Origin of the sequence: Roseibium sp. MMSF_3544 (assembly GCF_030732845.1) — a bacterium.
Lineage (GTDB): Bacteria > Pseudomonadota > Alphaproteobacteria > Rhizobiales > Stappiaceae > Roseibium.
This window is the reverse complement of sequence record NZ_JASHKA010000003.1, coordinates 363014-383184: the sequence shown is the minus strand read 5'-3', so window position 1 is coordinate 383184 and position 20171 is coordinate 363014. Positions and strand designations below refer to the sequence as shown.

Below are 20171 nucleotides of genomic sequence, written 5' to 3'. Positions count from 1 at the left end.
CCGGTGTCCCCGGTCGTCAAAGACGGCTTTTGATCCGCGCTTCGAGCTCACCCGCCATTTCGGGTAAAAGGGTTGCCCAGTGCCCGGCACGTGGAGCGCGGATCACGTTCAGGCTCGGATACCAAAGGCTCCGGTTCTCTTCGCTGTACCAGTACCATGGGGCAATGTGGGGAATGAGCGCGATGCCCGGCGTATCAGCGGCCCCAGCGGCATGAAGCACAATTCCGTCAGGTCCGACAACAAAGTCCAAAGCGTGGATCAGGGCAGCCATGTCCTGCATGTGCCGGACATGTTTTCCGGCATCGATGATGCCGCGATGACCGTCAAGCTGCGTCCGGCTGTGGTCCCAGATCGCGCTCACCCGTGTTCCCGAAAGTTCGGGCAGCACCGACAGTAAACCATCGAGGGTCAGGCCGGCTGGAGACTCGTTCCAGGCAAGACCGATCCAGGGTCTGGGAAATTCTGAAAGGGCCTCGCGCCAGCGCTCAAGCAGATCTTCGCGAACCGGCAGATAGGGAACCTTTCCGGTTTCCCCACCCCGCATCACGGCGGGCAGAGCGAGGACCTGTGTGACAGGGACGGCAATGGTCACATCAGACGGCGGCGCAACAGCGTCGGGGATGTCATTCGCAATATAGCTCCGGTGGCCGAAGAGCTGTGCCAGCTCTGAGCGGGCCGATGGTCCTATCAGCGGAGCGTCGCGGCTGCGCGCGGGCTCGCCCAGGAAGCGCGCCATGACCATGAACTCAAGGTTGCTCAAGGCCGGGTCTATGATCAATGCGGCAGAGGTAAAACCGTTTGCCAGATCCTTGTGGTCATAGGCTTCGCCATCTGAGATCTGCAGACTGGCCACGAGCGGTTTTTCAAGGATCGCCGGCAATCTGTCGAGCTGACCGGTCAACAGGTAGGCTTCCTTGAGAATGCTTGTAAGTTGCGCCCTCAGAGGGCTTTCCAGGTGGTCCGCGTTGGCGAGCAACGGCTCCAGCAATTGCAGCGTTTTTTCCGGTTCACCAGCCAGACGATATGCGGTTCCCAGCGTGAGCGTGGCCTCCATCCGGTCTTTTGCGCCTTTGGCCACCGGTGCGAATTCTTTCAGCGCTTCGACAGCTTGGCCGCAGTCCGACTTTATCTTGATGTAACACAGCCAGGCCGGCATCAGGTCGGGGTAAAGTGTTTTGGCCCGCTCCGCGTATCGCATCGCTTCGGACATCTGGCCGGTCGCAGCCGAGTTGGTTGCGATCGAAATCAGGAATTTCGGATTTGCGGGATCCTTCAAGTGCGCCGTTTCGAGAAACGGTTCTGCCTTGCCATGATCGCCCAGGGCGGACAGCACCTGTCCGACAAGCGCATTAATGTGCGCATCCTCCGGTGCCAACCCAAGCGCCTGCTGGGAAATCGCCAGAGCGGGACCGAACAAGCCGTGGCTGAAATAAAGGCTCGCGATCCGGTGCAAAACGTCGTGGTTTTCGCTACGCGCGCGAACCTCGTTCAGAAGATCTTCGACATCGGCAAGAGCGCCGGAGCGCGCCAGAAACTCGGCCTTCAGCAGGGCAGCTTGCACGTGAAAGGGATCCACCGCCAGCGCGCGGTCAACGAGGCGCTCGGCACCGGTTTCATTCTCACTCAGGAGGGAAACCTTCGCCGCCAGCGTCAGGAAACCCGGGTTTTGTTCGCTTGCGGGTGTCGCCTTGTCCAAAGCGGCGCGGGCGGCTGCGATGTCTCCGATCGCGAGCCGTGCCTCGATGAGACCGGTTAGCGCTTCCGAGTGACCTGGGGATACATCAAGAATGCTCTCGAGCAACAGCGCGGCGTTGTCATGCCGTCCGGCCGCCGCATGGTCTCTGGCTGCCTGCAGCCTGTCTTCCACGAATAGCATGGCTCGTCCGCTCAGCCGACGCTGACGCGTTTTGCATCCAGGCGGACATCTTCCTCGGCGGTAATCATCGAAATCTCGCTGTTCTGAGTTGCGACGCTGTCAATGCTCTGCACCAGAATGCCTGCCTTCAGGGTTTCGGTTTCCTTCACCGAGCTGCTTCGGCTTTGTGCGGTTGTCGTGATCGTGCGTGCGTTCACGATCTTGTCCGCGTACGTTCCGAGCGCGTGGCCAAAGTTGCTGACGAGCTGTTTGCCTGACTGCATCAGGTTCTCCGCGACCACAGTCATCCGGCGCGCGCTGACGTTGACGTCGGGGGCCGACAAGGCCAGGCGGCCCTTCGCCTTCATCGCAATGTCTTTTGCATCCGGGACACCGATTTCCGCGGTGACCGACGCGGTTCTGGTCAGGACCGAAAGAATGAAGGATTGCTCCGGGCCGCGATAGACGAGCACCGTGTCCTCGATCACCGGAGCGAGCAGGCAGCTGGCGGATTGGACGGCGTGTATCTGCTCTCCGCTGGAGAGCGTGATCATCGCTTCGCGCTCCGTCACCAGTGCCTTGACCGCACCGGTCTCCAGTCCGGCGCCGATAACGCCGGCGTTGTAAACAGTCTGAAGTTTTGCGTCCGCTTGCTGCACTGTTTTTTTGGTCATGAGCGGTTCACTTTCTGACGGGTGTGGCGACCGTTTCGGTCTCTCGCATGGAGGTGTCTTTGAAACCGTCCGCGGTTCAGCCACTCGGGTTAATAAGTCGAAATTGTGAGGGCGCCAGTGTCGTGCCGATGGAATTCGGCGACAGCCCATTTTGTGCGGTCGGGTCCATCAGGGAACGGGTTGCCGGCATGCATTGCAGGAACAGCTTGGTGGAACCCTTGATGTTGCGGCTGTTGGAACAGACCATCCCGGAGGCGACGCCGGGCCCGGGACCACTGATTGTGACCGGTGCGACGTTGGTCATGTTGTGAGCGGGCATGCACATGACCAGAGACCGGAAACAGGTCGGGATCTCTGTTGCGCGGTAGCCCATCGACATCAGCGGAACCGGGACAGGTCCTGCCGGTGTTGTCTGCAGATAGACGTCCGGCACTGCGAAGTCCATTCCCGGGAGCGGTCCCTGCGAATTGACGAACGGCATCAGATTTTCTCCCTTCTTGCCGGAGTATCGCTGTCGAGAGCGACTTTGTCGGGGCTGTAGCGTTCTGCGAGCAGACGTTCTGTATCGGTCTCTATTCGGCTTCCCGATGTGCCGAGCATCACAACCTTGTCGTTTTTTGCACCGTGAAACTTAGCATGATCAAACGAGCTGGTCGAAAATGAAGAACCCGAGAGATCGGCGTGGGAAAATTCCGCCTGTCTCAGGTCGCAGTCCTCGAACAGGGCGGCGCGGCAATCAGCTTCCATGAACACCGACGAAAACATTTGTGACTTGTTGAATCGGGCACCGGACAGACTGGCGCCGGCGAAATTTGCCATGGAGTACTGACCGCCGGACAGATCGACACCGTCCAGGCGGCTCTTCGTGAAACCCGTCATGTTCGCCGAAACGTTCCGCAAGCTTGCGCCTTCGAAGTCACATTCGGCGAACACGGAGGAGTCCAGTTCCGCGCCATCCATTTTGGTGCCCTTGAAGGCGCCCTTTTGGAAGGTGCAATGCTGCCAGGACTGCCCGGACAGATCGAGACCGGAGAGGTCAGCGTCCGCAAAGACTGCAACGTCGATATACGCACCTGAAATGTCCACGGGTCTGAGGTCTGCATCTGTCAGCATGAAGTTTGACAGCACCGCATTTCTGAACCGGGCGCCTTTGAGGTCCGCAGCCAGGATCGCGACCCGGTAAAATCCGCAGTCGGAGAAGTCGGCGTCGGTCAGAATCGATTGTGCGAAAGACACCTGGTCGAACGTGCTCTCGGCGAATGAGGTTTCGCTGGCATCACCCGAAATGACCTGGAGCCGCTCTGTATGGGTCTGCTTCAATTGAGCGCCGGACAGATCGCATTCGACCAGCTGCGTGTTTATCAGGTTGCAGCCGTTGAACACCGCGTCTTTGAGCGTACAGGAAATGACCTGCGCCTCGGACAGATCCGCACCGGAAAAATCGCAACCGGACAGGTCGCACTGGATGAAACGGGCACCTTTGAGACTAAGGCCGGCAAACGAGACACCGGACGCGGTCTTGAACATGATCGGTTGCTCATGGGCATGGAACGCGATGACGTCTTCAAGCGTGATTGGTTTCTTGTCCGGAAAGTCAGGCATGGGCCGGTTGCCCCATCAGTGTCATTCCGAGATTGGCCCCTGTGAAATCGCAGCTCGTCAGCTTGGCCTCCAGGAAATCGGCCGCATAGAGATTGGCCGCGCGCATTGAACAATGTTGCAGGTTGGCGCCGGTCAATGCCGCCATGAAGAAGTTGGCGCCGAAAAAGTCGCTTCCTTCGAAGTTCGAACGTCCGAACAGGGAGTTGCGGAACGAAGACAGACGAAAATCATTCGCCTGAAGATTACAGGCGTTGAAGAAACACCCATTGCCTTTCGCCCTCAGGAAACAGCACTCGGCCATTTCAGACGTGTTGAAAGAACTGTCCGTGGCACTCAGACCGTCGAAGCGCGAGGTGGCGAGATTACATGCACCCATGAAGCCGACGGACTGCCACTTGCCGTTTTTGCAATTCGCACCTGGCGCCTGGACCTCCATGAACGCGACGCGCTCCAGATCGCTGCCGGACAGATCGGCGGCCGTCATCGGCAACATAACGAACATCGTTCTGAGCAGTCTTGAGTTCCTGGCAGTAAAACCCGATGCGCTGCCCGACAGGAACTGGCAGTCCGTGACCTGACTTTGCCGCAGCTGCAGCCCGTCCAGGGTTGCTTCGATGAAACGGACTTTCTCCATATTCACCCTGGTGCCGGATGCGCCGGATAAATCGGATTGATAGATCAGCAGGTCTTGCAGCCTGGCGCCGTCAAGGCGCAGATTTTTCGCGCTGACCTTGCTGAGATTGGCTTCTGTCAGATCTGTATCTGAAAAATCGGCACCGTCCAGCAGAGCGCCGGCAAAGACGGCGCCGCTCAAATTCGCACCGGCAAAGCGGGCACCGGTCAGGTCGGCCTTTTCAAAATAGGTTCCGCCAAGATCCAGACCGCTGAAGTCAACACCGCGCAGGTCCGCTCCCGCCAGGTCCGCACCCTTGAAGTTATGCCCCTCATCCAGTTTGCCGGCGATCAGTGCACCGAGTCTAACCGGTATACGTTGCGGCAATTCATCTATCGGAAAGAGGGGGGCAGGCGCGTTCCGGCGGGCGAATGCCATGCTTTCGTCGACCGTTTGCTCCGCACTTTCGAGCTGCTCGCTGATCGTTTCCATGAACGAGCGCGCTGCGCCCGTGGGGCCTTCACCCGTTGGAGGCTCGAATCCTGCCGGTTCCAGCGCCTGAGCCCGTTCCGTCAGCGCCTCCAGCAGGTTGCCCTTTTTATCCAAAGGAAAGGCAGACCCGCCGGCGTCCTGCTTGTCGGCCTGTGACGTCAGCTCCGCCAGCATCAGATCGAATGGATCGCTGGAGGGACCTGCCGGTTGCGCCGGGTCTTCGTAGACATCGTCGAGTACAGAGAGGTCAATGTCCTGAAGCGCGGCCCTGAAATCCGCCAGCAGACTACCTTCCGGCAGTTTCAGCGCGCGCGCTGCGGCTTTTTGGTAGGCGCTTTCAATGTCTTCGTCCGAAAGAGCGTCTTCAGCGTCGAAAGCGTTTCCGTCGGCTGGTTTGCCGGGGTTTTCCAGTCGCTCCTGCTGAGGCAGCGACGAGAGCTGGCCACTCACGCTTTGAAGCCCTTCCACGAGCTCTGGTTCAAGCTCGACATCCGGGTATTTGGCCAGCAGGTCTTCATCAACGACTGGCGTCTTCATGTTGGGGGTGACAAGGCCGGGCGGCGCTATAGCCAGCACCGCCCGGCGCTGCAGCTCCGCGCGGACCATTTCCCTGTCCCGCTTTTCCAGAAGCGCGTCTTCCACGGCCTGGATGTCATCCAGCAACTCGGCCATGTCCAGATCGCCGTTTTCTATTTCTTCCGCGGTCGGCTGGGCAATCAGGGGAAGGTCATCCAGAATATCGGTTTGAACCGGCGGCAACAGGTCGCCCGGCAGGCCCTCGTCCTCCAGCATCTTGCGTGTCGCCCAGGCCTGGTTGTCACGAAACTTCTGGCGATCGGCAGCCGCCTTTTCCAGCTTGGCCTCCCGTCTCGCCTCGATCACTTCAGGATCGACTTGCGGCATCAGCTGGAAATCGGAGAGCGCGTGTTTGTGCGCCTCGTCCTTCGATGTGCGTTTATGAAAAACATCGCTGTAGTGAGCATGCTTGCGCGGCGCGGTATCCTTGTCTTCCAGCGCGACCATGACGGCGGTGATGTCTTCGGCAAAGCGGTCCCGGCCCTTGATGAGCCCGCGAAAGGCAAGAGTTGCCTTGCGAACGTTGGGGAACAAGGTGACCGTGTCGCAGCGCATGGCTGTCTCGACAAGACCGTCGCTGTTTCCAAGCTGGTAGAAGCATCGGGCGGTCAGGCGGGGAAGTGTGCCGCTGATACTGTCAGGACCTCTCGACATCCCCTTTACCGAGAAGCTTTCACCACCTTCGAAGAAACCGTCAAAACGCTGATCCGGCGGCGCGTCGCAATGATAGAGCGGATTGAAATCGTCCGGTTTTAGCGGCGAGACATGATCGATCCAATGCTGATCATAGGTTCCCAGATATCCAAGCCTTGACGGGTCGTCAGGGGGCAGCGGACCGAAATGGGCCGGAAGAGGCTGGTCGTTGATTGACTTGATCAAGCGGCTCGGTGTCTCGACATTCGGCAGCGGAGCATCAAATCCGGCGTCCAGAATGGCCCCGGCGGCGAGGCCCTTGCCGCGTGGATTGGCGGTGGAACCCTTGCCGCCAAACGCCTGCACATCTCCGATCGGCATGGCCTGAAACGGGACGGGCCGGCTCATCTGCACGCCCTTATCAGTCAGTACCCAGTAGCGGTCGCCGAAGACGCGCACCTGCTTTTGAAAAGCGCCGAAGCGGACGGAAACGTGGATGCTTTCGACGGGATCTTCGGTGGGAGACAGAGCGCTGCCGGCCACGATCAGCTCAGCTTTCGGCTTGAGTTGCCCCTTGTCGAACACCGCCCCGTTGGGCATCTGGTCCGCCACCATCGGCCACAGCGCCTGCTCGGTCAGCAGGCGGCCTGTGTCGGACAGATCAACGAGGACGTAGGCGGAGACCGTGGTCAATGCGCCGTCCCGCGTCAGTTCACTCTGGTGCGCTACGGAAACCCGGGACGGTTTGATGATCGCGGGCAAGGGCGTTTTTTCCTTATTGGGACCGATCTGTCGAAAGCGGCCCGGACGTGTTTCTTCAGTTCACTGCGAGCTTGGCCTGGAACATTCGCGAGGGTCAGACGACGCACTCGATACCGACGAGCCTTGCGCCCATCTGGTTGTTTTGCAGATCGACCTGACCGCTCTTGACGGCGAGCTCCTTGCGCTGGGCTTCCAGGCGTTTTGCGCCGGCCTGCAATCCCTTGAAGTGAACGCTCAATTCTTCCAGCTCGGCCGAACAGTCGGTCGACCCGAACTTGGCGGTCAGTTTTTTCATGACAATCCCCTTCAGGTCGATCTGGGTTCCTTTCCAGTTCAGGCAGACCCAGTCGCTGAAGAAGTTGAATTTATCGAATTGCATGCGCACGCCATAGACCGACTCCATGATGCCGCCGTAATAAGAGAGCGAGCTGAAGCCGTAAACGGCGTTTTGATCATATCCAAACTTGTCGCTGAAGTAGCAGTCTTTGTATTTGACCTTGTGAGTTTTCTTGTAAGTGTGCTCTGACTTGTCGTGAAGCGTTCGTTCTTCCTTCTGGGCCGAGACCTTCAATTTGCTCGCACTGGTGATGTTTATGTCGCCTTTTTCCGTGCTGATATCGATCTTGTCCTCAACGACGGCGGTCAGGTCACCGTCAACGTCGAGCGTGTAATTGCCGTCGGTTTTCTGGTGGTAGTTCCCTGTCTCCAGATACATGCGCTCGGCTGATTTGATCAGGATGCGGCCGTCGCAGGACATCATGATCCCCTGGGAGCCGCCGGCAGCGTTGGTGTAGACGGAGGTGTCGTCCTCTTCGTCGTTGATGTGCTGTTCGGGAAAGATCTCGTCGTGATGCCGGTTTTCGAAGGCCCGTTGCTCGACATCGGAATATTCGCCAAGGCGCAGGAGCGTACCGATGTTGTCGGTTGTTTCGGAATTGCTGTTCGACGGTACAAGGTAAAAAAGGGTCCGCCTTGCACACACCGAGTTTCGACGAGGGTTCCGGGCCATTATTGTTCTCCAGAAGTCTTGTTCTTGGTTTTGCTCGTGAGACACAAGTCAATCGGTACGAAATTCATTAACCTTTCGAGCCGGTTATGACTTGTGACGCAAACAACGGCATCGTCATAAAGTTGTGATGTTCGACTTAATCACGCCAACGCCAAAATTCAATCGCGTCGGGGAAGTTTCAACGAAGCGCGTTGCCGGTACGCTTGGAGAACAAAGCAAAACTAACGGAGCGTCTACCGTGGTTTACACGCAGGAAAGCGCCCCGGTCCGGTTGTGTGAATTTTGTGGCTTTTTTTTGATGTCGTGGCGTCAGCGCAGGCGTTTTCTGCGTGTGGAACCGGATTTAGGAAGATCTGGCGCACCCGAGAGGATTCGAACCTCTGACCTCTGCCTTCGGAGGGCAGCGCTCTATCCAGCTGAGCTACGGGTGCGTGTCAGGCCGCTTCTAAGGAAAGCGGCGGATAGAGGGGTCTGATACTAGATCCGGCTCGTCCGGGCAATGGCTTTCTGCACCTTTGGACAAGATTGCGGAAGCGGCCAAGCGCTGATGTCTCGTCTGTGCGTTTCTTTGTCTGTGCCGCCAAGGGTTGCGTCGGAGCCAGTCCGGGATGGCCGGACCATCGCGGGCGAGTTGCGCGGCGGGCCGGGCAGAAAAAATGCCGCAGCCGGTGATAGGGAGCCCATCCCTCCGCGTATAGGGCCCGACAGCACAATCAATAAAGGGCCATATGAGCAATCCATCCGGCTGCCGCAATCTTGTTCTGATCCTTGGAGATCAGCTCACACCAAGCCTTTCAAGTCTCCGCCGAGCGGACTGGCAGGAGGACGTCGTCCTGATGGTCGAGGTCCGGGAGGAGACCAAATATGTGCCGCACCACAAGAAGAAGATCGCCTTCCTACTGTCCGCCATGCGCCATTTTGCGAGCGAGCTTCAAGCCGCCGGTTGGACCGTCGATTACGTCAGGCTCGATGACGCGGGAAACACTGGCAGTTTTCAAGGCGAACTTGCCCGCGCCGTTCAGCGGCATGCGCCCAAGCGCATATTGGTGACGGAACCGGGTGAATGGCGCGTGCTGGACGACATGCAATCCTGGCAGAACGGGTTTGCCGTTCCAGTGGAGATCCTGGAGGACACCCGCTTCATCTGTTCAACGGCCGGGTTTCGAAGCTGGGCGGCCGGACGCCGGCAGTTGCGCATGGAGTATTTCTACCGGGAAATGCGGTTGAAAACCGGGCTTCTGATGGACGGGGAAAAGCCTATCGGGGGCAAGTGGAATTTCGACGCGGACAATCGGAAACCTGCCAAGAACGATCTCTTCATGCCCGAACCTTCAAGGTTCAAACCTGATCCGATAACGCAGGAGGTGTTGCAGCTTGTCGGAGACAGGTTCGCCGATCATCCGGGTCAGCTCGAGCCGTTCTGGTTTGCCGTGACCAGTGCGCAGGCGGAAGACGCCTTTGATGGGTTTTTGACAAACGCCCTGGCTGATTTCGGGACTTACCAGGACGCCATGTTGCAGGGACAAAAATTCCTGTTTCACGCGGTCACGTCCGCATATCTGAATGCCGGTCTGCTCGATCCGATGGTTTTGTGCCGCAAAGTCGAGGTCGCCTTTCTGGACGGCAAGGTGCCGCTGAATGCGGCCGAGGGCTTCATCCGTCAGATCCTCGGCTGGCGGGAATATGTGCGCGGCCTCTATTGGTTCAAGATGCCCGACTACGCGGCCTCCAACGCATTGGGCGCCGACCGGACGCTACCGGATTTCTACTGGACCGGCCAAACGCATATGAATTGCATGGCCGAAGCGATCGGCGAGACGCTGGACGAAGCCTATGCCCATCACATTCAGCGCCTGATGGTGACGGGCAATTTCGCTCTGCTTGCAGGCATCGATCCGCATGAAGTTCACGAATGGTACCTGGCGGTCTATGCCGATGCCTATGAATGGGTGGAAATGCCGAACACGATCGGCATGAGCCAGTTCGCTGATGGCGGATTGCTGGCATCCAAGCCCTATGTGTCCAGCGGCAACTACATAAACAAGATGTCCGACTATTGCGGACACTGCCAGTATGACGTGCGCCAGAAGGCAGGGCCGGGTGCCTGCCCCTTCAATGCACTTTACTGGAATTTCCTTGATCGGAACGAACGCGTGCTGAAAGGCAACCCAAGGTTAAACCAGATCTACGCAACCTGGTCGCGCATGGACGAGGACAAGAGACAATCTCTCCTGGAAAGCGCTGCCAGCTTTCTTGAGCGACTGGATAGCGGACAAATGGTCTGAGCGCCTGCGCTGCTTCCAAGGTGCACTGCGCATCTCCTTGTCAGATACAGCAATGTCTGATGAACGGAGGCAAGTTATTCGCCAGCTAAAAAAAACGCGCAGCCCGAAGACTGCGCGAATAAAGTTACTGTGCACGTGGCCCCATCGACCACGGCGGCAACATTAACGGCATCTCCTACGAAAGTCATTACCGTAAAATATTTTATTTTTTGATTCACTGTAATGCGACTGATCGTTATTCATACTGAGTCGATCATGAAACTAATGCCGCTTGAATTTATTCTATTGGAATCAGGATATTGGCCGGGTTCCCCAATGATCCCGGCAGGCCTGTTGCTGTCATGACCGAGCAGCGATGCGAAAAGGTCACTGACACTTTTGCGAGTGTTTGTTTCCACCGCCGGCATCCGCGCTGCTGACGCGGACCCGTGTAATGCCCTTGTTTACGAAGCCAAGCTCCCTGGCAGCGGCCAATGTCACATCGATCACGCGGCCTTTGGAAAAGGGGCCGCGGTCATTGATCCGGACGGTCACGGTCTTGCCGTTTGAGAGATTGGTAACGTCCACAAGAGTGCCGAAAGGCAACGTCCTGTGCGCGGCCGTCATCCCTTGCGGATTGGCGCGCTCACCGCTCGCCGTCTTGCCGCCGAGTTTGTACCAGGACGCTTTTCCGCATTGTTGAAACGGGTCTTCTTTGGCCATTGCCGTTGCACCCATAGATAGAAATGCGGCAATGCCCAAGACACTCAACCGATAGGCGGGAATACAAAAAACATCTTTCATCACGAACCCCTTGAAGGTGTCGCTGGGGCCCGGATCACTGCTCTTTGCCCGGCCGCCCCAAAAACAGCGGGCTGCCCTTACGGCACGTAAATGATCAAAATAAGGCAAGAGATAAATTTTAAAAGAATCTGAGTAGAGAGAAAATTACATTTGAATTAAATTTGAAAATAATTAGTAAATTTCGCATTAACCTTAATCTTTTTAAGAGTTGTGAGTTGTTTTGCTGAAGCCAATTTAGCGTTTATTCTGTGGTAATAATTTCCAAGGGGCGACGCAGTGTATTTGAGTTTGCGTCAATCAAATTGATTGTTTTGAAAGGGCGGTCTGGTGCAAATCGGGCAACGGTTGGAACGTGACCGGCGGGAAAAACCCGGTCGTGCGGAGAGCAATACGCTTACGGCATTTCATGCGTCCCTGCTGGAAGTGCTTCCGTTTGCTGCCGCATATATCGCACGTGACGGCGGAATTCTGCTTCACAACACCCAGTTTGTGGCAGCTTGTGAGCACCACGGCATTGGTAGCGTTCCGGCGGATCTGAAATCGCTATTGTCAACGGAAAGCTGGAAACGGTGCGAGCTGGTATTGTCAGCGGCCTTTAACGGTCTGCCGGCAGAGGTCAGCGGCGCTGTCAGTCTGTCATCGGGCGACACGTTCTGCCAGCACATGGCCTGTGCATCGCATGTCTTTTTGAAACAGGAAAGCGAAGCCGTTCTCGTCCAGTTCGAGACCGGTGAGGTCGACGCAAATGCGGCTGCCCGGCACACCTTGGCGGACGCCAATCTGTCCGGACGTCAACGAACGCGGCTGGACGTGGGCGTTCTGGAACACTTCCCGGATGACATTCTGGTTTTTGAAGCGGCAGAGACTGTTGAAAGCATCGCCGTCAGACTTCTGGACTCGGTGGGCAGTTCCTACGACGCAGGTCATCTGGTTGAACGTCTCAACGAGATTGTCGGGAACCTGCCGCAGGTCCTGCATGTCCCAGAAACGCGCAGCAAGGACCTCGGCCTGAACCTGGTCAGGCAGACGACATGCGAGATCCGGTTGGTCCCGATGGCGGGCGAAACCGGGGCGGGTTCGATTATGGCAATCATTCGCCGGAACGTCGATAGCCCTTACGAAATCGCCGAAAACCGGCGCCTGGCATACCAGGACCCGCTCACCGGGCTGGAAAACCGCAGGGCGTTCACGAGGTCGCTCCGCCGCGAGCTGGACCGCATGTCGAGCGACCAGAACGCGGGCCTTGCCGTCTACTACATCGACCTTGACGAGTTCAAAAAGGTCAACGATCTCGGCGGGCACGACGCGGGTGACGATATGCTCCTGCGGGTCGCCGCCTGTTTGACACTCACGCTTGGTGAATTCGGTACCGTCGCCAGAATAGGCGGAGACGAGTTCGCGGCGATGATGCCGGTCAACAGCGAGGCGGCCGCGCTCGAATTCGCGGAAAAAATACTTGAGGGTTTCGCCGGGATCAGACTGGAGATAAAGGACCGTGTTTTCACGATCAGCGGATCAGTTGGTGTCGCCTTCCTGGATCAGAGCATTGCCTTGAAAGATACGGATGCGGCCACGCTACTTGGCCTGGCCGATCATGCCTGCCTGCGCGGCAAGCGGATCGGCGGCCGGTCCATCCAGCTCCATGGGGTCAAGGCCGAAGACTGCCCGTCCGTCGGCGGCGAAACGCAAAGCGTTCCGGAGCCGGAGAGCTTCTGCGGCAAGGAGCTGACGCTTTATTCGATGCCGATCGTGTCGCTCAGGTCGGGTGAGGTCTGCGGCGCAGAAATTCTGCTGAGGCTGCAGGGAGACCGGGCCAAGGGAATGTCATCGCGCGCCTGGATTTCTGCAGCAGAGCGGTCGGGTTTCATTGCACAGGTTGATGCCTGGACGCTCGACAGGGTTCTGGATGCCGCCGAGCGACAGGCCACGAGATCGCTGCTGACGATGAATGTTTCGGCAGAATCGGCCCGCGATCCCAATTTCCGTGACAGTCTTCATCACCGGTTGTCTGTCAATCCGCTGCTGGCATCCAAACTGTGCCTGGAGATTGCTGAAAAGGACTTCCTGCGCGAACCGGCGACGGTAGAATCCTTCTTCAGGTTTGTCAGGGATTTCGGATGTCAGACCGCTATCGATGATTTTGCTGGCCACTGGCCAGTGCTCTCGCGCCTGACAGGCATGAGGGTTGAATGGCTCAAGCTGGAATCGGGCCTGACGCAGCAGGTGATTCACGATCCTGCCAAGGCGGCGATCCTGAACGGTCTCCTGTCCGCGGCCCGCGACCTCGGCATCAAGGTGATTGCCAAGCACATCGAAACCCCGGTGGAGGCCGAGCTGTTGCGGTCACTGGATATTGAAGCCGCGCAAGGCTTTCACTTCGGCAGACCAGCACCGTGGTCCGACGTCAGGAGTTGAGAGGACCGTCGGGGCGACATTTCTGCCGTACCCATCCTTTCGGCTGTCGTAGATCGCGATGAGGCAATGTTCCACGGCTTAAGTTGATTGGAAGCCGGGTTGGAATTGGCGCTGATAGGGCACTACCAGTTGGCGAAACTCCCATCCTCCTTGTGAAGGAGCGGGAGGTGTTCGTGCTCGAACGGGTGGTTGTTCAAGGCCGACAAATCGATCTCAATTCCAAGACCAGGTGCGCCCGAGCTGGTCAAATATCCCTCTGCCCACGTCTGATCGGTTTTCAAAAGATTAGGCAAAGACTCTCCCGGACGTTTGGGAAGTTCCTGTATCCCCACATTCGGGCAACTGAGGTTCAGGTGCAGACAGGCTGCTGTCGAGACCGGACCGATCGGGTTGTGGACAGCCAGATCGATCATGTGTGTTTCTGCCATTGCAGCGATCTTTTTTGCCTCACTGAGTCCGCCGGCAATACAGACATCAACACGTATGTAGTCGACAAGATCCTTCTCGATGAGCTCGCGCATCATCCACTTGGAGGCGAGCTGCTCACCGGCCGCCAAAGGCGCGGCAGTGTGATGACGAAGTTTCGAATATCCTTCCAGATACTCCGATCGCAAGGCGTCTTCCAGAAAGTAGGGTCGATATTGCTCGACGGATTTGCAGAAGAACGTCGCCTCCGACGGCGACAGCTTGGTGTGGATGTCGAACAGAAGCTCGATTTCAGGTCCGAGTTCCGTTCGCAGAATGCCAAATTCGGCAATTGCACGTTCCGTCGCCTCGCGCCCGCGCATGATCATGTCGCTGCGATAAGTCGGCTCCCAACGGATCGCTTTCCAGCCCTCTGCAACTTTCCGTTTTGCTTGCGCGATTGTCTCTTCGGTGGTCTTACCGCCGATATGGCAATAGGTCAGGACGCGATCGCGCGTCCTCCCGCCGAGAAGTTCGTAAACCGGAACCCCGAGCGCCTTTGCCTTGATGTCCCAAAGCGCAATGTCGATCGCAGCGATGGCCGACGACAACACTTGTCCTGATGGATGAAATCCGGATCGCCACATCGTCTGCCAATGGTGTTCGATACGAAAGGGATCCTTGCCAACGAGCAGCGATGTCAGGTCCCGAACCATGCCTTCGACTGCATATTCGCGGCTTGTCAGGCCCGATTCACCAATGCCGTAGATGCCCTCATCTGTTTCGACGAGGACGAACAACATGGTCCGCCATTCCTTCAGAAGGAAGGTTTTGATGTCGGTGATGATCACTGCAATTCACCTGTGTCAGGGTCTCTGCCCAATACGCTGGCCCACGTGTGTTTCGCCGTCCAGCCAAGCTCGATGCTCGCTTTATCACTGTTCAGGAAGGCATCCCTGCCGCTGAGTCCGTTGCGGATCTTAAGGTCTGGCCAAACCGTTGCGACGATCTCGCGCGTGGGAATGTTCATGATCGTATCGGGCGCCGCGATCGTGTAGATATTGGCGCCGCTCAGGTTCGCTTCCAATGACAACCGGACAGCCTCTGCGCAGTCCTCTGAATGAACGTAACCCCATGTGTTGAAACGGCGCGCGTTTATGTCCTGCCAGTAGCCCGGGATCGACTGAAAGTTTTGCGGATGGTCCGGGTCGTCATAAAGAACGTTGGACAGGCGCAAGCCCACGAAAACCATTCCGTAGAGGTCAGCCATCATCTTTGCGATGTCTTCGGTGGCGGCCTTTGAGATCGCATAGGCGGTCTGCGGTGACCGGGGCGTGTCTTCGTAGGCCGGCACTTCAAGCGGTTGATTGGCGACGAACGGAAACCCGAAAATGGTCTCTGAACTTGCCCAGACGACCCGTTTAATGCCATTGGCCATCGCTGCATTGAAGGCGTTGAAACAGGCGACAGTGTTGTTGTCGAAGCGGTCTGCGCCTTCAATGTGGTCCGCATCCGGACTTGGATTGCCCGCAAAGTGGACGACGGCATCGCAGCCTTCCATCGCTGCCAGAACCGACTGATAGTTTGACATGTCCGCTTGAATGAAGCGGCAACGCGCTTCGACCGGCGGTTTCATGTCCAGGTTGATGCACTCGTAGCCATGCTTGAGCAGATGCCCGATAACCGCGCTGCCGGCACCACCACTGCCTCCGGTGACGATCACTTTCTTCATCGTGAACCCTTTTCATTGTCAAACGCGTTCGACCGATCCGTCGGGGCGGAACAAATGAACGTTCCCTTTGACCGGCGTCATCCAGATTGGTGAGCCTGTCTTCATCGGCACTTCGCCCTGAAGGCGCACTGTGACGGAGCCAATGTCGTCGGCATCGATATAGGCGACCGTGTCAGAACCCAGATGCTCCGCGTGGCGCACCTTGCCGTGCCACTCGCCGCTCTCTTGCGAAATCGATATGTGTTCCGGGCGAACACCAACGATTGCCGCGTTCTGGTCCCGGGCGAGGCTTCCTTCCAGCAGGTTCATCTTGGGTGAGCCGATGAAGCCGGCGACGAACGGGTTTTCCGGCTGGTTGTAAAGTTCCATAGGCTGTCCGACCTGCTGTATGACGCCGGACTTCATGATCACGATCTGATCCGCCATCGTCATGGCCTCGACTTGGTCATGCGTGACGTAGATCATCGTCGCATCCAGCTTGGCGTGCAGTTCAGCCAGTTCCACGCGCATCTGGGTCCGAAGTGCGGCATCGAGATTGGAAAGGGGCTCGTCGAACAGGAAGACTTTTGGGTTTCGAACGATTGCCCGCCCAATCGCTACACGTTGTCTTTGCCCGCCTGACAATTCTCTCGGTTTCCTGTCGAGAAGGCTTTCTAGTTGCAGGATTTCGGCCGCTTCCTCGACGCGCTGCCGGATCTCCGGCTTGGGTCGCTTTGCCAGTCGCAATGCAAATCCGATGTTCTGCCGAACACTCATGTGCGGATAAAGTGCATAGGACTGGAACACCATGGCGATGCCGCGCTTGTCCGGTTCCGCACCGGTCACGTTTTCCCTGTCGATGATGATCTGGCCGGCGCTTGTCTTTTCCAGACCGGCGATCATGCGCAGCAAGGTGGATTTGCCGCAGCCGGATGGCCCGACCAGAACCGTGAAGGAACCGTCGGGAATGACGAGCGACAGGTCCGGTATCACTTCGACGGCGCCGTATGATTTACGGACCTGGTTCAGGATAACTTCTGCCATTTCTATCCTTTCACCGCGCCGCCGGTGAGACCCGCGACGATGTATTTTTGAGCTGCCAGAAAGAAGACGACTGCTGGAGCAAGGGTGGCCGACACGAAGGCTAGCGTCCTGTTCCATTCCCACGAGTACTCGCCGCGATAGTCCATCGCGCCGAGGGTCCAGGTGTAGCCTTCCCTGTCGTTGAGCATGATCAGGGGCAGCAGGTAGTTGTTCCAGCTCTGGACAAAGACGAAGGTCGCAATCGTCGCCAGGATGGGCGTCGACAGGGGCAGCGTGAACAGGAAGAAGAAGCGGATGTAACCACAGCCATCTACACGCGCTGCCTCGAAGAGCTCATCCGGCATCTGTGCGAAGAACGTCCGGAAGAACATGACTGAAAACGCCAGCCCGAATGCCACCTGAGGCAGGATCACACCCCAGGGCGTATCCAGAATGCCTAGATCCCGAACAGTGAGGAACAGCGGCAGGATGGCGGCGGCAAAGGGAAACATCAGCCCGAGCAGAAGGTAGCTGTAGAGAAAGTTCGCGCCAAAGAATTTCGCTTGCGCAAAGGCATAAGCTGCCATCGACCCGAAGATCAGTGTCAGGGCCACGGTCAAAATGGAAATCAGGAACGAATTCCAGAGATAGCGCCAGAAACTCGAGTCGGCCAGGATCTCGGCATAGACTTCCGTAATCCACTCCCTTGGCAAACCGAAGGGAGAGACACGCATCTCCCCGGTGGTCTTGAAGCCGCCGAGCACAGTGGCTGAAAGTGGAACCAGGATCAGCGATGAAACGAACAGGAGTACGATGATCCGGCCGCTCTCTTTCCAACTGAACATTACGATTGCCCCCTTTGAACCGTGTTGCGGTAAAGGAACGCAAAGGCGACCCCGGTCACGAACAGGAACACGCCGACTGCTGAGCCATAGCCAATATTCAGGCGGATGAAGCCGAACATGTAGAGGTAGCTGACAAGCGTGTGCGACGAGTTGGACGGGCCGCCCGCCGTCATCGGCATGACCAGATCGAAGACCTGAAGTCCGCCGAGCACCGCATAGAAAACGGATATCGTGATTGATGGCCAAAGCAGCGGCAGTTTGATCAGGAATACGGTCTGAAGCGTCTTGGCACCGTCGATCTTGGCCGCTTCCAGCACTTCCGAATTGATGCTCTGCAGCCCGGCGATGAAGATCATCATGTGAAAGCCGAAGTATTTCCAGACGATCACACCGAGGATGCAGTAGAACGCCCAGGGTTTCTCCGCGAGCGGAAAGAAGGCCTTGTCCCAGCCCATCAGGTCCGAAAAGGACTTCGAGAGGCCGTAATTTCCATCAAGCACGAAGGAGAAGATCAGGCCCGTCGCAACTTCCGCCATGATGTAGGGCAGGAAGAAAATCAGACGGAAGATCGTATTGATCCGGCTGCTCTTGTAGATCATCAGTGCCATGGTCATGGCGATCGGGATCTGGATCGCGATCGACACGGTTATCACGAGCAGCGTGTTGATGAAGGCCTGCTTGAAAGCTGAGTGCGACAGCATGCGTTCAAAGTTCTGCGATCCGACCCAGCGTCCGAAATCCTTTCCGGTTACCTCGTTCAAAGCCCAAGGCACAGGTCCGTATCCGGACCATTTGTAGGGCGCAAACAGGCCTGCCTGGATCATCGGCAATATGACAAACATAGTGAAGACGAGGATCGCAGGCGGCACGAAGATAAGGACCATCTTCAGCTGGCCGTTAGCAAATAGGCGCTGGAACTGCGTTTGACTGGGCGCGATGATGTCGTTCTGGGCGAGCATTTCGAGAAACCTTGTGCTCAGGCTCCGGCGAAATGCCGGAGCCCGAGGGTGACGGCCAAGGGAGGATCTATTGGAATTGACGGGTCTCTTCCAACAGGGCGGCCGCCTCCTGAGGAGTGATATCTCCGGTCGCCATCTGTGCGGAGACGTCGTTGATCACGCCGCCGAGTTCGGATCCGAAGAACTGATCCAGGAAGAGCTGGTGGTAGGTGGAAGCCCCGCCGATCCCGGCAAACTGCTTCAGTACAACGTCTTCCACGAGGCCGCCTGCTGACGGCGCCGTCGGTATGTATATGCCTTCCGACGCAGCACGCTTTTGCGCCTTTTCACCGAGGAAGAACTTTAGAAAATCGACGGCTTCGTCGGGAGCGTTCCGGGTCAGGACAAACCCAGACGCCCCACCGAGCGTATCGGTTACCTTGCCTTTGCCGCCCTCAATCATCGGGAAAGGAATAACGCCGAGCTGGTCGTCGCTGAGGCCGCCATCTGAGGCTGCCGCTCGGCTGGCGCCCAGGTCCCAGTCGCCCATCAGGTGGAAAAGACTGCCGCCATCGCCCCAGATACCGGTTGCCTGGTCGTATTTCACGCCCATGAATCCATCCTGAAACGGTTCCAGCTTAATGAGCCTGACGAATTCCTCGCCCGCCTTCACCCAGTCTTCATTGGCAAAACCGCCGTTTTCGCCAGCAGCGGATGCGGCCATCCCCTCCTGACCCATGATGCGCATGGCAAGCAGTGAATAGAAGAAATGCAGTGGCCATTTGTCCTGACCGCCGACGGTAAACGGGGTCACGCCAGCCTCCTTGGCGGCTTTCACCATACCCAGAAGGTCGTCATAGGTTTCAATCTTCGTCGGATCGAGTCCGAGTTCCTTGGCAATATCCTTGTTGTACCAGATGGCAACATTCTGCGAGGCTTCCGGCGCGCCGTAGAACTTGCCGTCATAAGAAAGTGCCGCCATGCCGCCAGCCGAAAGTTCGTCTTGCCATTCGGCGGCTGTTACATCATCGAGCGGACGCAGGAAGCCCTGGTCTGCCTGCTCGTAGAAGACGCCACCGGACCAGCTGAAGAAAAGATCCGGCGCAGCGTCGGATTGCAGCAGTGTCGGCAGTTTCTGTTTGAAAGACTCGTCTTCCATGAATTCCAGATTGACCGTTACGCCATCGTGTTGAGCGTTGTATTCCTCAACGAGGTCCAGATACATCTGCTTCCAGGTCGCGCTGTCCCGGTTGATGGACAGGACATCAATTTCGACGTCCGCCGCCGCGTGACCTGACATGAGCGCGAGTGTGCTGATTAGGGCGAGTGCTTTAAGTTTCATCGGTTTCCTCCATTCCTATCGTTTGCGTTTCGCATTTCTGTCTTCGGATCGTTGGTCCTTTCCGTCGGCGCGGACACACAGGTTCCCATTCGCTCCAGCTGCTTTGTGCTGTGCGGGGAAAGGCGTTGCGATCTACGCGACTGGCTGATTTGGGCCTGACGGTTGCTTTGGTTTTCCGCTCAGGCATTGGGCCCGTCTTTCCTACGGA

Annotated in this window: 15 protein-coding genes and 1 tRNA gene; 2 read left to right on the top strand and 14 right to left on the bottom strand. The window is 57.4% G+C overall.

Going from position 1 to position 20171, the window contains the following annotated elements; genetic code table 11:
- Positions 1 to 16 precede the first annotated feature (16 nt).
- The 7 genes from RBB47_RS06480 to RBB47_RS06450 all read right to left on the bottom strand — a co-directional run bounded on the left by RBB47_RS06480 (position 17) and on the right by RBB47_RS06450 (position 8647).
- A complete protein-coding gene (locus RBB47_RS06480) occupies positions 17 to 1876 on the bottom strand; it encodes a tetratricopeptide repeat protein (RefSeq protein WP_305984933.1) in 1860 nt (619 codons plus the stop codon).
- An 11-nt stretch (positions 1877 to 1887) separates the two neighbouring features.
- A complete protein-coding gene (locus RBB47_RS06475) occupies positions 1888 to 2529 on the bottom strand; it encodes a DUF3540 domain-containing protein (protein WP_305984932.1) in 642 nt (213 codons plus the stop codon).
- 76 nt (positions 2530 to 2605) lie between these two features.
- The gene (locus RBB47_RS06470; RefSeq protein WP_305984931.1) at positions 2606 to 3010 is read right to left on the bottom strand and encodes a PAAR-like domain-containing protein; all 405 of its coding nucleotides are present in this window, start codon (positions 3008 to 3010) and stop codon (positions 2606 to 2608) included.
- Positions 3010 to 4131: a pentapeptide repeat-containing protein gene (locus tag RBB47_RS06465; protein WP_305984930.1), complete on the bottom strand. Its 1122-nt coding sequence runs from the start codon at positions 4129 to 4131 to the stop codon at positions 3010 to 3012. Before RBB47_RS06465 ends, RBB47_RS06470 begins: the two co-directional genes overlap by 1 nt.
- Positions 4124 to 7207: a DUF2169 domain-containing protein gene (locus RBB47_RS06460; RefSeq protein ID WP_305984929.1), complete on the bottom strand. Its 3084-nt coding sequence runs from the start codon at positions 7205 to 7207 to the stop codon at positions 4124 to 4126. Before RBB47_RS06460 ends, RBB47_RS06465 begins: the two co-directional genes overlap by 8 nt.
- A gap of 94 nt (positions 7208 to 7301) precedes the next feature.
- Positions 7302 to 8216 (bottom strand): hypothetical protein, encoded by a 915-nt coding sequence (locus RBB47_RS06455; protein ID WP_305984928.1) that lies wholly within the window; start codon positions 8214 to 8216, stop codon positions 7302 to 7304.
- Between the two features lie 354 nt (positions 8217 to 8570).
- A tRNA-Arg gene (locus tag RBB47_RS06450) sits at positions 8571 to 8647 on the bottom strand.
- Positions 8648 to 8944: 297 nt separating this feature from the next.
- Here RBB47_RS06450 and RBB47_RS06445 point away from each other — a divergent pair.
- Positions 8945 to 10501: a cryptochrome/photolyase family protein gene (locus RBB47_RS06445; RefSeq protein ID WP_305984927.1), complete on the top strand. Its 1557-nt coding sequence runs from the start codon at positions 8945 to 8947 to the stop codon at positions 10499 to 10501.
- Positions 10502 to 10867: 366 nt separating this feature from the next.
- Here RBB47_RS06445 and RBB47_RS06440 read toward each other — a convergent pair whose 3' ends face one another.
- Complete coding sequence (locus tag RBB47_RS06440) at positions 10868 to 11284, bottom strand: septal ring lytic transglycosylase RlpA family protein (protein WP_305984926.1); 417 nt, start codon at positions 11282 to 11284, stop codon at positions 10868 to 10870.
- 327 nt (positions 11285 to 11611) lie between these two features.
- Here RBB47_RS06440 and RBB47_RS06435 point away from each other — a divergent pair, with 327 nt between their 5' ends.
- Positions 11612 to 13699: a bifunctional diguanylate cyclase/phosphodiesterase gene (locus tag RBB47_RS06435; RefSeq protein WP_305984925.1), complete on the top strand. Its 2088-nt coding sequence runs from the start codon at positions 11612 to 11614 to the stop codon at positions 13697 to 13699.
- A 122-nt stretch (positions 13700 to 13821) separates the two neighbouring features.
- On the opposite strand, the gene dgoD is transcribed toward RBB47_RS06435, so the two are convergent.
- The 6 genes from dgoD to RBB47_RS06405 form a co-directional block, all read right to left on the bottom strand.
- Positions 13822 to 14955: a galactonate dehydratase gene (gene dgoD / locus RBB47_RS06430; RefSeq protein WP_305984924.1), complete on the bottom strand. Its 1134-nt coding sequence runs from the start codon at positions 14953 to 14955 to the stop codon at positions 13822 to 13824.
- A complete protein-coding gene (locus RBB47_RS06425) occupies positions 14952 to 15836 on the bottom strand; it encodes an NAD(P)-dependent oxidoreductase (RefSeq protein ID WP_305984923.1) in 885 nt (294 codons plus the stop codon). Before RBB47_RS06425 ends, dgoD begins: the two co-directional genes overlap by 4 nt.
- A gap of 18 nt (positions 15837 to 15854) precedes the next feature.
- On the bottom strand, positions 15855 to 16859 hold the full coding sequence (locus tag RBB47_RS06420; RefSeq protein ID WP_305984922.1) for an ABC transporter ATP-binding protein: 1005 nt from the start codon (positions 16857 to 16859) through the stop codon (positions 15855 to 15857).
- 2 nt (positions 16860 to 16861) lie between these two features.
- A complete protein-coding gene (locus RBB47_RS06415) occupies positions 16862 to 17683 on the bottom strand; it encodes a carbohydrate ABC transporter permease (protein ID WP_305984921.1) in 822 nt (273 codons plus the stop codon).
- A complete protein-coding gene (locus RBB47_RS06410) occupies positions 17683 to 18642 on the bottom strand; it encodes a carbohydrate ABC transporter permease (RefSeq protein WP_305984920.1) in 960 nt (319 codons plus the stop codon). Before RBB47_RS06410 ends, RBB47_RS06415 begins: the two co-directional genes overlap by 1 nt.
- A gap of 67 nt (positions 18643 to 18709) precedes the next feature.
- A complete protein-coding gene (locus tag RBB47_RS06405; RefSeq protein ID WP_305984919.1) occupies positions 18710 to 19963 on the bottom strand; it encodes an ABC transporter substrate-binding protein in 1254 nt (417 codons plus the stop codon).
- Between the last annotated feature and the right edge of the window lie 208 nt (positions 19964 to 20171).

What these genes read in the sequence shown, in the direction of transcription:
- RBB47_RS06480 (WP_305984933.1), bottom strand. Translation starts at nt 1,876, where the DNA reads ATGCTATTCGTGGAAGACAGGCTGCAGGCAGCCAGAGACCATGCGGCG.
- RBB47_RS06475 (WP_305984932.1), bottom strand. Translation starts at nt 2,529, where the DNA reads ATGACCAAAAAAACAGTGCAGCAAGCGGACGCAAAACTTCAGACTGTT.
- RBB47_RS06470 (WP_305984931.1), bottom strand. Translation starts at nt 3,010, where the DNA reads ATGCCGTTCGTCAATTCGCAGGGACCGCTCCCGGGAATGGACTTCGCA.
- RBB47_RS06465 (WP_305984930.1), bottom strand. Translation starts at nt 4,131, where the DNA reads ATGCCTGACTTTCCGGACAAGAAACCAATCACGCTTGAAGACGTCATC.
- RBB47_RS06455 (WP_305984928.1), bottom strand. Translation starts at nt 8,216, where the DNA reads ATGGCCCGGAACCCTCGTCGAAACTCGGTGTGTGCAAGGCGGACCCTT.
- RBB47_RS06445 (WP_305984927.1), top strand. Translation starts at nt 8,945, where the DNA reads ATGAGCAATCCATCCGGCTGCCGCAATCTTGTTCTGATCCTTGGAGAT.
- RBB47_RS06440 (WP_305984926.1), bottom strand. Translation starts at nt 11,284, where the DNA reads ATGAAAGATGTTTTTTGTATTCCCGCCTATCGGTTGAGTGTCTTGGGC.
- RBB47_RS06425 (WP_305984923.1), bottom strand. Translation starts at nt 15,836, where the DNA reads ATGAAGAAAGTGATCGTCACCGGAGGCAGTGGTGGTGCCGGCAGCGCG.
- RBB47_RS06420 (WP_305984922.1), bottom strand. Translation starts at nt 16,859, where the DNA reads ATGGCAGAAGTTATCCTGAACCAGGTCCGTAAATCATACGGCGCCGTC.
- RBB47_RS06415 (WP_305984921.1), bottom strand. Translation starts at nt 17,683, where the DNA reads ATGTTCAGTTGGAAAGAGAGCGGCCGGATCATCGTACTCCTGTTCGTT.
- RBB47_RS06410 (WP_305984920.1), bottom strand. Translation starts at nt 18,642, where the DNA reads ATGCTCGCCCAGAACGACATCATCGCGCCCAGTCAAACGCAGTTCCAG.
- RBB47_RS06405 (WP_305984919.1), bottom strand. Translation starts at nt 19,963, where the DNA reads ATGAAACTTAAAGCACTCGCCCTAATCAGCACACTCGCGCTCATGTCA.